Consider the following 13,489-nt stretch of genomic DNA (forward strand, 5'->3'; position numbering starts at 1 on the left):
CATTTCCATATCAAGTGTGCACAGCCTCTAGACTGCCTCCTTGATTTGCTAGAGGAGTGCGCGTCAGTCGCGCTCCCAATCTTTACATAGGCTTTCCCCTGAAATGATGGACATCAACGAGATTCGCGAATACCTGCCTCACCGTTACCCGTTCCTGCTGGTGGACCGGGTGGTGGAACTGGACACTGAAGGCAAGCGAATTCGCGCCTACAAGAATGTCAGCATCAATGAACCGTTCTTCAATGGTCACTTCCCTGCGCATCCGATCATGCCGGGCGTGCTGATCATCGAAGCGATGGCTCAGGCTGCCGGGATCCTCGGTTTCAAGATGCTCGACGTCAAACCGGCCGACGGCACCCTGTATTACTTCGTCGGTTCCGACAAGCTGCGCTTCCGTCAGCCAGTCAAGCCGGGCGACCAGTTGATTCTTGAAGCGACCTTCATCAGTTGCAAGCGCAAGATCTGGAAATTCGAGTGCCAGGCTTCGGTCGATGGCAAGCCGGTCTGCTCGGCGGAAATCATCTGCGCGGAACAAAAAGTATGAGTTTGATTGACCCTCGCGCAATCATCGATCCGTCCGCCGTTCTGGCTGACGGCGTCGAGGTCGGCCCGTGGTCGATCATCGGCGCAGGTGTGGAAATCGGCGAGGGTACCGTGATCGGGCCGCATGTGATCCTCAAGGGGCCGACCCGCATTGGTAAGCACAATCGCATCTACCAGTTTTCTTCGGTAGGCGAAGACACCCCGGATCTGAAATACAAAGGCGAGGAAACCCGCCTGGTGATCGGTGACCACAACGTCATCCGCGAAGGCGTGACCATTCACCGTGGCACCGTTCAGGATCGTTCGGAAACCACCCTGGGTGATCACAACCTGATCATGGCCTATGCCCACATCGGTCACGACAGCGTCATCGGCAATCACTGCATTCTGGTCAACAACACTGCGCTGGCTGGCCATGTGCACGTTGACGACTGGGCGATCCTCTCCGGTTTCACCCTGGTGCATCAGTACTGCCACATCGGCGCGCACAGCTTTTCCGGCATGGGCACGGCGATCGGCAAGGACGTTCCGGCGTTCGTCACCGTTTTCGGCAACCCGGCCGAGGCGCGCAGCATGAACTTCGAAGGCATGCGCCGTCGCGGTTTCAGCGAAGATGCGATCCACGCCTTGCGCCGTGCCTACAAGACCGTCTACCGCCAGGGCCTGACGGTCGAGCAGGCGCTGGCCGAGCTGGTCGAGCCGTCTGCGCAGTTCCCTGAAGTCGCCGTGTTCCGCGATTCGATCCAGGCATCGACCCGCGGCATCACCCGCTGATCATGGCCAGTCTGCGTATTGCGCTGGTGGCGGGTGAGGCTTCCGGTGACATTCTCGGCGCCGGCCTCATGCGCGCGCTCAAGGCACAACATCCGGCGATCGAGTTCATCGGTGTCGGCGGGCCGCTGATGCAGGCCGAAGGCCTGACCTCGTACTTCCCCATGGAGCGCCTGTCGGTCATGGGCCTGGTGGAAGTGCTCGGTCGGCTGCGTGAATTGCTCAAGCGCCGCAAGGACTTGATTGCCACGCTGATCGGCGCCAGGCCGGACGTGTTCATCGGCATCGACGCGCCGGATTTCAACCTCAATATCGAACTCAAGCTGCGTCAGTCCGGGATCAAGACCGTGCATTACGTCAGCCCGTCGGTGTGGGCGTGGCGGCAGAAGCGGGTGCTGAAGATCCGCGAAGGTTGCGATCTGATGCTCACCCTGTTGCCGTTCGAAGCGAAATTCTACGAAGAGAAGGGCGTGCCGGTACGTTTCGTCGGTCACACCCTCGCCGATACGATTCCGCTCGAGGCTGACCGCGCCGCTGCACGTGCCGAGTTGGGTTTGCCCGACGGCCCGCTGGTGGCACTGATGCCGGGCAGCCGTGGCGGTGAAGTCAGTCGCCTCGGCGCACTGTTTCTGGATACTGCCGAGCGCCTGCGAGGCATGCGTCCGGGCGTACGCTTTGTCATTCCCTGTGCCAATTCGGAACGCCGCGTGCAATTGGAAGCGCTGCTGGTCGGCCGCGATTTGCCGGTGACATTGCTCGATGGTAAATCGCATCTGGCCCTCGCCGCGTGCAACGCCGTGTTGATCGCATCGGGCACTGCTACCCTTGAAGCGCTGCTGTACAAGCGGCCGATGGTGGTGGCGTATCGATTGGCGCCGCTGACATTCTGGATTCTCAAACGCATGGTCAAGAGCCCCTACGTGTCGCTGCCCAACTTGCTCGCCCAGCGCTTGCTGGTGCCGGAGTTGTTGCAGGATGATGCGACTGTCGAGGCGTTGGCGCAGACGCTGTCGCCATTGATCGAAGGCGGAGAGGAACAGACCCGCGGTTTCGACGAGATCCACCGCACGCTGCGGCGCGATGCTTCCAATCAGGCGGCGGACGCCGTCCTTAACCTGATCGGCAAACCACAATGAGCAAGACAAGCATGCAGATGGGCCTCGATTTCAGCCTGGTCGCCGAAGTCGAAGAACTGGTCGCCGGTGTCGATGAAGTGGGTCGTGGCCCCTTGTGTGGCGCGGTGGTGACGGCGGCGGTGATCCTCGATCCGAACCGGCCAATCCTCGGCCTCGACGATTCGAAGAAGCTCACCGAAGCCAAGCGTGAAAAACTGTACGACGAGATCTGCGAAAAGGCCCTGAGCTGGTGCATTGCCCGCGCCGAGGTCGAAGAAATCGATGATCTGAACATTCTCCACGCCACCATGTTGGCGATGCAGCGTGCGGTCGCTGGCCTGCACGTTCAGCCGAAACTGGCGATGATCGATGGCAACCGCTGCCCGCATCTGCCGATGCGCGCCGAAGCGGTGATTCAGGGTGATGGCAAGGTTCCGGCCATCGCAGCGGCGTCGATTCTGGCCAAGGTCAGTCGCGATCGCGAGATGGCGGCATTCGAATTGATCTACCCGGGCTACGGCATCGGCGGCCATAAAGGCTACCCGACGCCCGTTCATCTGGAAGCGCTGGCGCGGCTCGGCCCGACGCCGATTCACCGCCGCTCGTTCGCCCCGGTCCGCCTGGCTTATGAGGCGCGGGAAAGCCTCACGCAGGTTTAGGCACAAGGCTGATGTTTTATTCGAGGCCCGGTACAATCCGGGCCTCGTTGTCTCTATGTAACTGGACAGGATCACTATGCCGGCTTCATTCGTTCATCTACGCCTGCACACTGAGTACTCCCTGGTCGACGGGCTGGTGCGGATCAAGCCCCTGGTCAAGGCGCTGACCGCCATGAACATGCCGGCGGTCGCGGTCACCGATCAGAACAACATGTGTTCTCTGGTCAAGTTCTATAAAAACGCCATGGGCGCCGGCATCAAGCCGATCTGCGGTGCCGACCTGTGGCTGGCGAACAAGGACCCGGATGCGCCGCTGAGCCGCATCAGCCTGCTGGTGATGAACGCTCAGGGTTATCGCAATCTCACCGAACTGATCTCCCGCGGCTTCATCGAAGGCCAGCGCAACGGCATGGTCATCGTCGAGCGCGAGTGGGTGGCCGAGGCCAACGAAGGCCTGATCATGCTGTCCGCCGCCAAAGAAGGCGAGATCGGCATGGCCATGATCGGCGGCAATCCGGCGGAAGCCGAAGTGCTGACCCGCGAGTGGATGGCGGTGTTCCCGGATCGCTTCTATCTGGAAATCCAGCGCACCAACCGTCCCAACGATGAAGAGCAACTGCACGGCGCCGTGGCCCTGGCCGACAAACTCGGCGCGCCGCTGGTGGCGACCAACGATGTGCGCTTCATCAAGCAGGAAGACTTCGCCGCCCACGAAACCCGCGTGTGTATCGGTGAAGGCCGCGCACTCGACGATCCGCGCCGCTCAAAGAATTACAGCGATCAGCAATACCTGAAAAGCGCCGAGGAAATGCTCGAGCTGTTCAGCGATATTCCCGACGCCATCGAAAACACCGTCGAGATCGCCAAGCGCTGCAACATCGACGTTAAGCTGGGCACGCACTTCCTGCCCAACTTCCCGATCCCCGATGGCATGACCATCGACGAATATTTCCGCAAGGTTTCCTTCGAAGGTCTCGAAGAACGCCTGGCGGTGCTGCTGCCCAGGGACACCACCGAAGACTACGAAGCCAAGCGTCAGGTGTATGTCGATCGCTTGAATTTCGAGCTGGATATCATCATCCAGATGGGCTTTCCCGGTTACTTCCTGATCGTGATGGACTTTATCCAGTGGGCCAAGAACAACGGCGTACCGGTAGGTCCGGGCCGTGGGTCGGGTGCCGGTTCGCTGGTGGCTTACGTACAGAAGATCACCGACCTCGACCCGCTGGAATATGACCTGCTGTTCGAACGTTTCCTTAATCCGGAACGGGTCTCGATGCCCGACTTCGACGTCGACTTCTGCATGGACGGTCGCGACCGCGTGATCGATTACGTGGCCGAGAAATACGGTCGCAACGCGGTGAGCCAGATCATCACCTTCGGTTCCATGGCCGCCAAGGCTGTGGTGCGTGACGTGGCGCGGGTGCAGGGCAAGTCCTACGGCCTGGCGGATCGTCTGTCGAAGATGATTCCGTTCGAAGTCGGCATGACCCTGGAAAAAGCCTACGAACAGGAAGAGATCCTGCGCGACTTCATCAAGGTCGATGAAGAAGCGGCGGAAATCTGGGAGATGGCGCGCAAGCTCGAGGGCGTGGTGCGTAACGTCGGCAAACACGCCGGTGGTGTGGTGATCGCACCGACCAAGCTGACCGACTTCTCGCCAATCTATTGCGACGAGGCCGGCGACGGTCTGGTGACCCAGTTCGACAAGGACGACGTTGAGGCAGCCGGTCTGGTGAAGTTCGACTTCCTCGGCCTGCGTACGCTGACGATCATCGACTGGGCGCTGAAAACCATCAACCGCGACCGCGCCAAGGTCAACGAGCCACCGCTGGATATCGCTTTTATCCCGCTGGACGACAAGCCGACCTACCAGTTGCTGCAAAAAGCCGAAACCACCGCGGTGTTCCAGCTTGAATCCCGCGGCATGAAGGAGCTGATCAAAAAGCTCAAGCCCGACTGCCTGGAAGACTTGATCGCACTGGTGGCCCTGTTCCGTCCGGGTCCGCTGCAATCGGGCATGGTGGACGACTTCATCAACCGTAAGCACGGGCGCGCCGAACTGGCCTATCCGCACTCGGATTACCAGTACGACGGCCTCAAGCCAGTATTGGCGCCGACTTACGGCATCATCCTGTATCAGGAACAGGTGATGCAGATTGCCCAGGTCATGGCCGGTTACACCCTCGGTGGTGCGGACATGCTGCGTCGAGCGATGGGTAAGAAAAAGCCCGAGGAAATGGCCAAGCAGCGCGGCGGTTTCATTGAAGGTTGCGCGACCAACGGCATCGACGCCGACCTTGCCGGTAACATTTTCGACCTGGTGGAAAAATTCGCCGGTTACGGCTTTAACAAGTCCCACTCCGCTGCCTACGGCCTGGTGTCGTACCAGACCGCCTGGCTGAAAGCCCACTACCCGGCGCCGTTCATGGCCGCGGTACTCTCGGCGGACATGCACAACACCGACAAGGTCGTGACCTTGATCGAGGAAGTGCGGACGATGAAGCTGCGTCTCGACGCGCCAGACGTGAACACTTCGGAGTTCAAGTTCACGGTGAACGACGACGGCCGTATCGTTTATGGCCTCGGCGCGATCAAAGGCGTCGGTGAAGGCCCGGTGGAAGCGATCACCGAAGCGCGTCAGGCCGGTCCATTCAAGGATCTGTTCGATTTCTGCGCGCGGGTCGACCTCAAGCGCATCAACAAACGCACCCTCGATGGCCTGATTCGCAGCGGTGCGCTGGATCGCCTCGGCCCGTATTTCCATGACGAGCAGAAAGCCTATCAAGCCAACATCGACCGCAACCGCGCGGTGCTGCTGGCGGCGATGGAAGAAGCTATCAAGGCGGCCGAGCAGACTGCGCGTACTCACGACAGTGGTCACGCCGATCTGTTTGGCGGTTTGTTCGTCGAAGAAGATGCCGACGTTTATGCATCCCATCGCAAGGCCAAGGAGCTGACCCTCAAGGAACGTCTCAAGGGTGAAAAAGACACCTTGGGCCTGTACCTGACCGGTCACCCGATCGACGAGTACGAAGGCGAGATTCGCCGCTTCGCCCGTCAGCGCATCATCGACCTGAAACCGGCGCGCGATACGCAGACTGTGGCGGGGATGATCATTGCCCTGCGGGTGATGAAGAACAAGAAGGGCGACAAGATGGGCTTCATCACCCTCGACGACCGTTCCGGGCGGATCGAGGCGTCGCTGTTTGCCGATGCGTTCCATTCCGCGCAGTCACTGCTGCAGACCGACGCGATGGTGGTGGTCGAGGGCGAAGTCAGCAACGACGACTTCTCCGGCGGCCTGCGCCTGCGGGTCAAGCGCGTGATGAGTATGGAGGATGCGCGGACCAATCTGGCCGAAAGCCTGCGCCTGAAGCTGCACACCCAGGATCTCAAAGGCGATCAGCTACGCTGGTTGGGCGAACTGCTCAAGCGTCATCGCGGCGCGTGCCCGGTGACCATGGAGTACACCAGCCCGGATGCGAAGACCTTGCTGCAGTTCGGCGAGACCTGGCGGATCGACCCGGCGGATGCCTTGATTCAAGCCCTGCGTGACCAGTTCGGGCGAGACAACGTCTTCCTCCAATACCGTTGACCGGCAAGTGCCATCATTGCGCTTGCCCGCAACCTGAATTTTTAATCTCGACCTCAGCGCGCCTCTCCCTTAAGGTAGGGCGCGAATAGACAACCGGCCGGCCCAAGCTCACTTGGGACACGACCCAAGACGGACGCCTATGAACCCGAATTTTCTAGATTTCGAACAGCCGATCGCCGACCTGCAAGCCAAGATCGAAGAGTTGCGCTTGGTCGGTAATGACAATTCGCTGAATATCGGCGATGAGATCTCCCGCCTGCAGGACAAGAGCAAGACGCTGACCGAAGACATTTTCGGCAAGCTGACCAGCTGGCAGATCGCACGCCTGGCGCGTCACCCGAAACGCCCTTACACCCTCGACTACATCGAACACATCTTCACCGAGTTCGACGAGTTGCACGGCGATCGTCACTTCTCCGACGACGCAGCCATCGTTGGCGGTATCGCCCGTCTGGAAGACCAGCCGGTAATGATCATCGGCCACCAGAAGGGCCGGGAGGTACGCGAGAAAGTCCGCCGCAACTTCGGCATGCCGCGCCCGGAAGGCTACCGCAAGGCCTGCCGCCTGATGGAGATGGCCGAGCGCTTCAAGATGCCGATCCTGACCTTCATCGACACCCCGGGTGCCTACCCGGGCATTGACGCCGAAGAGCGCAACCAGAGCGAAGCCATCGCCTGGAACCTGCGCGTGATGGCGCGTCTGAAAACCCCGATCATCGCCACCGTGATCGGTGAGGGTGGTTCCGGCGGCGCACTGGCCATCGGCGTCTGCGATCAACTGAACATGCTGCAATATTCGACCTACGCGGTGATCTCGCCGGAAGGTTGCGCTTCGATCCTGTGGAAAACCGCCGAGAAAGCGCCGGATGCCGCTGAGGCAATGGGCATCACCGCCGAGCGTCTGAAAGGCCTGGGGATCGTCGACAAGGTGATCAGCGAGCCACTGGGCGGCGCCCACCGTGATCCGGCTGCGGCGGCTGCGTCGATCCGCGCCGAACTGAGCTCGCAACTGGCGATGCTCAAGCAGTTCGATAACGAAGCGCTGCTCAAGCGCCGTTACGATCGCCTGATGAGCTACGGTCTCTAAGTCGAGCGCTACCCCCTGTAGGAGTGAGCCTGCTCGCGATAGCGATGTAACATTCAACCCATGTGTTGGCTGTCACACCGCTATCGCGAGCAGGCTCACTCCTACATTTGATTGGGGCAAAGAGAAAGTTATGGGTCAGTCCATGAGTGATTTGCCGTCGCAGCTTCTGCTGAACCTTGAGCCTTGGCGCAACGCCGCTCACTGGCGCGTCGCCTTCTCCGGCGGCCTCGATTCCACCGTCCTCCTGCATCTGCTCGCCACTCTGGCGAAAACCGAATCCCTCCCAGCGCTAAGCGCCATTCATATCCATCACGGCCTTCAGGCTGCGGCCGATGCGTGGCCGCAACATTGCCAGGCCATTTGCGAAGCGCTGGATGTTCCTTTGCACGTGGAGCGGGTAACCGTGAAGGGCGGGGCGAGCCTGGAGCGGGCGGCGCGGGATGCGCGTTATGCCGCGTTCAATTCGCTGACGCAGACCAATGAAGTGCTTCTGACCGGCCAACACCGCGACGACCAGGCGGAAACGCTGTTGTTTCGCCTGTTGCGCGGAGCCGGTGTACGTGGGCTCGGCGGTATGCCGCAGCAGCGCGCGGTGGGGCAGGGCATGCTGGTTCGACCGTTGCTCGATGTCAGCCGCGCTGAGCTGGAAAGTTATGCACAGGCACATCAGTTGCGCTGGATCGAAGATCCGTCAAACCAGGATCGGCAGTTTTCGCGCAACTACCTGCGTCATCAAGTCTTGCCGGTACTGACCGAGCGCTGGCCGCAGGCGCAGGCGAGCATGGCGCGCACGGCGGCGCATCTGCGTGAAGCGCAGGGCTTGCTTGATGAGCTGGCGCAGATCGATCTGGCGCAGGCTGAAACTTCACATGAGTTTGATTGGCTCGGCGTGCCAGCCCTGGCGCTGGCGCCGTTGGCAGCGCTGGCTGACGCGCGCCAGCGAAATGCCCTCAGCCACTGGCTCGAACCGTTGACCCGGCTGCCAGACGCTGACCATTGGTCGGGCTGGATCGACCTGCGCGATGCCAGCGCCGACTCCGCTCCGATCTGGCGGCTGGCCGACGGCGAATTGCACCGCAGCGCCGGCCGCATCTGGTGGCTGAGTGGTCATTGGCTGCGCCTGCCAGTGATCGGCGCCGACTGGCAGACCCCGACGTCAGCGCTACGCTTGGCCGATAACGGGCGCGTCATGTTTCACGGGCAAGCTCCATTCGGGCCTTTGCGCATTGCCTATCGGCAGGGCGGTGAGGTCATGCAACTGGCCGAGCGCGGTCGTCGTGATCTCAAGCGTCTGCTCAATGAGCGCGCGGTGCCGGCATTCGTGCGTGGCAGATTGCCGCTGCTGTTTCGTGGCGAAGAATTGCTCGCGGTGGCGAACCTGTCGGGTCTCGATGGTCAGATGCACGAAGGCTGGACATTGCACTGGCAGCCAACAGACGAAGATCAAGGTTTGAGCTGAAAGGAGCATTCCGGTAGACTACGCTCCCTTCTTGATACAACTTCTGTGGATTCGCCTGAATTGCAGGAGTTGCCGATTACCAAGCAGTCTTTGCTGGGCGATTCCAAAAAATGTGTAGCGAGCAACGTACCGGTGTTTCATCTGCCGGTCTGTCACAACGCGGCGGTTTTTTCGAAAGGTGCACTGTGATTAATGCAGGTGATCGGGGGCTTCGGCCTTCCTTCGCTTTCCCCGGCGGCTCGTTCCGCTTTAACGCAGACTTCTAGGGTTTTTCATGACGCGCTACATATTCGTCACGGGCGGTGTTGTTTCTTCATTGGGGAAAGGCATTGCCTCGGCTTCATTGGCGGCTATCCTGGAGGCGCGGGGGCTTAAGGTCACCATGCTGAAGCTGGATCCGTACATCAACGTCGATCCAGGCACCATGAGCCCGTTCCAGCACGGTGAAGTGTTCGTCACCCACGACGGCGCCGAGACCGACCTGGACCTGGGTCACTACGAGCGGTTCATCCGCACGACCATGACCCAGAACAACAACTTCACCACCGGCCGCGTCTACGAGCACGTGCTGCGCAAAGAGCGCCGTGGCGACTACCTGGGTGCAACCATCCAGGTGATCCCGCACATCACCGACGAAATCAAGCGCCGCATCATCAAGGGTGCCGGTGATGCAGACGTGGCGATGGTCGAAATCGGTGGCACCGTCGGTGACATCGAGTCGCAACCGTTCCTCGAAGCCATCCGCCAGCTGCGTTTCGAAGTCGGCGCCAAGCGCGCGATGCTGATGCACCTGACGCTGGTGCCGTACATCGCCACCGCAGGCGAAACCAAGACCAAACCGACCCAGCACTCCGTCAAGGAACTGCGTTCGATCGGTCTGCAGCCAGACGTGCTGGTGTGCCGTTCCGATCACCCGATCGACGTGTCCTCGCGTCGCAAGATCGCGCAGTTCACCAACGTTGAAGAACGTGCGGTGATCGCCCTGGAAGACGCCGATACCATCTACAAGATCCCGGGCATCCTGCACTCGCAGGGTCTGGACGATTTCGTCGTCGAGCGTTTCGGTCTGCAATGCGGCAGTGCCGATCTGTCCGAGTGGGACGCAGTGGTCGACGCCAAGCTGAACCCGGAGCACGAAGTGACCATCGCCATGGTCGGCAAGTACATGGAATTGCTCGACGCCTACAAGTCGCTGATCGAAGCGATGAGTCACGCCGGCATCAGCAACCGCACCAAGGTCAACTTGCGCTACATCGATTCCGAAGACATCGAAAACCAGGGCACTGCGCTGCTCGAAGGTGTCGACGCGATTCTGGTGCCGGGCGGCTTCGGTCTGCGCGGTGTGGAAGGCAAGATCACTGCCGTTCAGTACGCTCGCGAAAACAAGGTTCCGTACCTCGGCATCTGCCTCGGCATGCAAGTGGCGGTCATCGAATTCGCTCGTAACGTGCTGGGCTGGAAAGACGCCAACTCCACCGAGTTCGATCGTGCCAGCGGCCATCCGGTTGTCGGCCTGATCACCGAGTGGGAAGACGCCACCGGCGCTGTTGAAGTGCGTACCGAAGCGTCCGATCTGGGCGGCACCATGCGCCTCGGCGCGCAGGATTGCCTGCTCGAGCCGGGCTCCAAAGTGCACGATTGCTACGGCAAGGATGTGATCGTCGAGCGTCACCGTCACCGTTACGAAGTGAACAACAACCTGCTGCCGCAGATCATCGAAGCCGGCCTGAAAATCTCCGGTCGCTCCGCCGATGCTGCGCTGGTCGAAGTGGTTGAAGCGCCGGATCATCCATGGTTCGTCGCCTGCCAGTTCCACCCTGAGTTCACCTCGACCCCACGCGACGGCCACCCGCTGTTCAGCGGTTTCGTCAAAGCCGCGTTGGCTCAACACCAGAAGAAGGCGTAACCCGATGGCACAGAAGATTATCCGCGTCGGCGACATCGAGATTGCCAACGACAAGCCGATGGTCCTGTTCGGCGGCATGAACGTGCTGGAAAGCCGTGATATGGCCATGCAGGTTTGCGAAGAGTACGTAAAGGTCACCGAAAAACTGGGTATCCCGTACGTGTTCAAGGCCAGCTTCGACAAGGCCAACCGGTCTTCTGTGACCTCCTATCGCGGTCCTGGCCTGGAAGAGGGCATGCGCATCTTCCAGGACATCAAACAGGCCTTCGGCGTGCCGATCATCACCGACGTCCACGAGCCGGATCAGGCTGCGGTCGTCGCTGAAGTCTGCGACATCATTCAGCTGCCGGCCTTCCTGTCGCGCCAGACCGATCTGGTTGTCGCGATGGCCAGGACCAACGCCGTGATCAATATCAAGAAAGCCCAGTTTCTCGCGCCTCAGGAAATGAAACACATCCTGAACAAGTGCGTCGAAGCCGGTAACGATCAGTTGATCCTCTGCGAGCGCGGTTCGAGCTTCGGCTACAACAACCTCGTGGTCGACATGCTCGGCTTCGGCATCATGAAGCAGTTCGAATACCCGGTGTTCTTCGACGTGACCCACGCGCTGCAAATGCCTGGTGGTCGTGCCGACTCCGCCGGTGGTCGTCGTGCCCAGGTTCTGGATCTGGCCAAGGCCGGCATGAGCCAGTCGCTGGCGGGTCTGTTCCTCGAAGCGCACCCGGATCCGGACAACGCCAAATGCGACGGCCCTTGCGCCTTGCGTCTGGACAAACTGGAGCCATTCCTGGCCCAGCTCAAAGCTCTGGACGAACTGGTGAAGAGTTTTCCGACGGTAGAAACCGCGTAACGCTCGATTCTCCGGTAAAGTACCGCACGATTTGTCGCTCATGCCCTCGGGCGTGAGCGTTGTCGTCTGCAAGTCTGCCCGCTGTACTTCGCTTGCCGACGATAAAGATTTCCTCTAGCTGCGTCGTTTTCGTCAACTTTGGAGTGTTTACAACAATGGCAAAAATCGTCGACATCAAAGGTCGTGAAGTTCTCGACTCCCGTGGCAATCCCACCGTGGAAGCGGACGTGCTTCTCGACAACGGCATCATCGGCAGCGCCTGCGCGCCGTCCGGTGCATCCACTGGCTCGCGTGAAGCACTCGAGCTGCGTGATGGCGACAAGAGCCGTTACCTGGGCAAGGGCGTGCTCAAGGCGGTAGCCAACATCAACGGTCCGATCCGCGATCTGCTGCTGGGCACTGACCCAAGCGACCAGAAAGCCCTCGACCAGGCGATGATCAAGCTCGACGGTACCGAAAACAAAGCGACCCTGGGCGCCAACGCCATCCTCGCCGTGTCCCTGGCTGCGGCCAAGGCGGCTGCGCAGGATCAGGACCTGCCGCTGTACGCACACATCGCCAACCTCAACGGCACCCCGGGTGTGTACTCGATGCCGGTACCGATGATGAACATCATCAACGGTGGCGAGCACGCCGATAACAACGTCGACATCCAGGAATTCATGGTGCAGCCAGTCGGCGCCAAGTCTTTCTCCGAAGGTCTGCGCATGGGCACCGAGATATTCCATCACCTGAAAGCCGTGCTGAAGGCCCGTGGCCTGAGCACCGCCGTTGGCGACGAAGGCGGTTTTGCACCGAACCTGGCGTCCAACGAAGACGCGCTGAAAGTGATCTCCGAAGCCGTGGCCAATGCCGGTTACAAGCTGGGCACCGACGTGACCCTGGCGCTGGACTGCGCTGCGAGCGAGTTCTACGAAGACGGCAAGTACAACCTGTCCGGCGAAGGTCAGGTGTTCACTGCTGAAGGTTTCGCCGACTACCTCAAGGGCCTGACCGAGCGTTACCCGATCATCTCCATCGAAGACGGTCTGGACGAGTCCGACTGGGCTGGCTGGAAAATTCTCACCGACAAGATCGGCGAGAAGACCCAGCTGGTAGGCGACGACCTGTTCGTGACCAACACCAAGATCCTGAAAGAAGGCATCGATAAAAAGATCGCCAATTCGATCCTGATCAAGTTCAACCAGATCGGCACCCTGACCGAAACCCTGGAAGCCATCCAGATGGCCAAGGCTGCCGGTTACACCGCAGTGATCTCGCACCGTTCCGGTGAAACCGAAGATTCGACCATTGCCGACCTGGCCGTGGGCACCTCGGCTGGCCAGATCAAGACCGGTTCGCTGTGCCGTTCCGACCGCGTTTCCAAGTACAACCAGCTGCTGCGTATCGAAGAGCAGTTGAACGGCAAGGCCAAGTACAACGGCCGCGCCGAGTTCCGCGGTTAAGCGCAACCTGATCAAAGGACACCGGATTGTGTCGGAAAAGTCGTGACAGCGATGGA

General features: G+C 60.4%; 10 protein-coding genes. All 10 read left to right on the forward strand.

The annotated features are described in order from the left end of the window. Nucleotides 1–103: 103 nt before the first annotated feature. The 10 genes from fabZ to eno all read left to right on the forward strand — a co-directional run bounded on the left by fabZ (nucleotide 104) and on the right by eno (nucleotide 13,433). Nucleotides 104–544, forward strand: a complete 441-nt coding sequence (gene fabZ / locus LIS66_RS05495; RefSeq protein ID WP_016771469.1) for a 3-hydroxyacyl-ACP dehydratase FabZ — start codon at nucleotides 104–106, stop codon at nucleotides 542–544. Continuing rightward, nucleotides 541–1,317 (forward strand): acyl-ACP--UDP-N-acetylglucosamine O-acyltransferase, encoded by a 777-nt coding sequence (lpxA, locus tag LIS66_RS05500; protein WP_064364255.1) that lies wholly within the window; start codon nucleotides 541–543, stop codon nucleotides 1,315–1,317. Before fabZ ends, lpxA begins: the two co-directional genes overlap by 4 nt. A gap of 2 nt (nucleotides 1,318–1,319) precedes the next feature. Further along, complete coding sequence (lpxB, locus tag LIS66_RS05505) at nucleotides 1,320–2,450, forward strand: lipid-A-disaccharide synthase (RefSeq protein WP_416220739.1); 1,131 nt, start codon at nucleotides 1,320–1,322, stop codon at nucleotides 2,448–2,450. Between the two features lie 11 nt (nucleotides 2,451–2,461). Then, nucleotides 2,462–3,088, forward strand: coding sequence for a ribonuclease HII (gene rnhB, locus LIS66_RS05510; protein WP_227974488.1), 627 nt, complete (start codon nucleotides 2,462–2,464; stop codon nucleotides 3,086–3,088). A gap of 76 nt (nucleotides 3,089–3,164) precedes the next feature. Continuing rightward, the gene (dnaE, locus tag LIS66_RS05515) at nucleotides 3,165–6,686 is read left to right on the forward strand and encodes a DNA polymerase III subunit alpha (protein WP_123418101.1); all 3,522 of its coding nucleotides are present in this window, start codon (nucleotides 3,165–3,167) and stop codon (nucleotides 6,684–6,686) included. A gap of 139 nt (nucleotides 6,687–6,825) precedes the next feature. After that, complete coding sequence (locus LIS66_RS05520; protein WP_016771465.1) at nucleotides 6,826–7,773, forward strand: acetyl-CoA carboxylase carboxyltransferase subunit alpha; 948 nt, start codon at nucleotides 6,826–6,828, stop codon at nucleotides 7,771–7,773. 130 nt (nucleotides 7,774–7,903) lie between these two features. Then, nucleotides 7,904–9,232: a tRNA lysidine(34) synthetase TilS gene (gene tilS / locus LIS66_RS05525; protein WP_227973779.1), complete on the forward strand. Its 1,329-nt coding sequence runs from the start codon at nucleotides 7,904–7,906 to the stop codon at nucleotides 9,230–9,232. Nucleotides 9,233–9,506: 274 nt separating this feature from the next. Next, a complete protein-coding gene (locus tag LIS66_RS05530; RefSeq protein ID WP_016771462.1) occupies nucleotides 9,507–11,138 on the forward strand; it encodes a CTP synthase in 1,632 nt (543 codons plus the stop codon). Between the two features lie 4 nt (nucleotides 11,139–11,142). Further along, nucleotides 11,143–11,988 carry a 3-deoxy-8-phosphooctulonate synthase gene (kdsA, locus tag LIS66_RS05535; protein ID WP_065615281.1) on the forward strand — a complete coding sequence of 282 codons (846 nt, stop codon included), beginning with the start codon at nucleotides 11,143–11,145 and terminating at the stop codon, nucleotides 11,986–11,988. Nucleotides 11,989–12,143: 155 nt separating this feature from the next. Continuing rightward, nucleotides 12,144–13,433 carry a phosphopyruvate hydratase gene (gene eno, locus LIS66_RS05540; RefSeq protein ID WP_041478121.1) on the forward strand — a complete coding sequence of 430 codons (1,290 nt, stop codon included), beginning with the start codon at nucleotides 12,144–12,146 and terminating at the stop codon, nucleotides 13,431–13,433. Nucleotides 13,434–13,489: the final 56 nt, after the last annotated feature.

Origin of the sequence: Pseudomonas sp. HN2, from assembly GCF_020736465.1 — a bacterium.
Taxonomy (GTDB): Bacteria; Pseudomonadota; Gammaproteobacteria; order Pseudomonadales; family Pseudomonadaceae; genus Aquipseudomonas; species Aquipseudomonas moraviensis_A.

What these genes read in the sequence shown, in the direction of transcription:
- fabZ (WP_016771469.1), top strand. Translation starts at nt 104, where the DNA reads ATGATGGACATCAACGAGATTCGCGAATACCTGCCTCACCGTTACCCG.
- lpxA (WP_064364255.1), top strand. Translation starts at nt 541, where the DNA reads ATGAGTTTGATTGACCCTCGCGCAATCATCGATCCGTCCGCCGTTCTG.
- lpxB (WP_416220739.1), top strand. Translation starts at nt 1,320, where the DNA reads ATGGCCAGTCTGCGTATTGCGCTGGTGGCGGGTGAGGCTTCCGGTGAC.
- rnhB (WP_227974488.1), top strand. Translation starts at nt 2,462, where the DNA reads ATGCAGATGGGCCTCGATTTCAGCCTGGTCGCCGAAGTCGAAGAACTG.
- dnaE (WP_123418101.1), top strand. Translation starts at nt 3,165, where the DNA reads ATGCCGGCTTCATTCGTTCATCTACGCCTGCACACTGAGTACTCCCTG.
- LIS66_RS05520 (WP_016771465.1), top strand. Translation starts at nt 6,826, where the DNA reads ATGAACCCGAATTTTCTAGATTTCGAACAGCCGATCGCCGACCTGCAA.
- tilS (WP_227973779.1), top strand. Translation starts at nt 7,904, where the DNA reads ATGGGTCAGTCCATGAGTGATTTGCCGTCGCAGCTTCTGCTGAACCTT.
- LIS66_RS05530 (WP_016771462.1), top strand. Translation starts at nt 9,507, where the DNA reads ATGACGCGCTACATATTCGTCACGGGCGGTGTTGTTTCTTCATTGGGG.
- kdsA (WP_065615281.1), top strand. Translation starts at nt 11,143, where the DNA reads ATGGCACAGAAGATTATCCGCGTCGGCGACATCGAGATTGCCAACGAC.
- eno (WP_041478121.1), top strand. Translation starts at nt 12,144, where the DNA reads ATGGCAAAAATCGTCGACATCAAAGGTCGTGAAGTTCTCGACTCCCGT.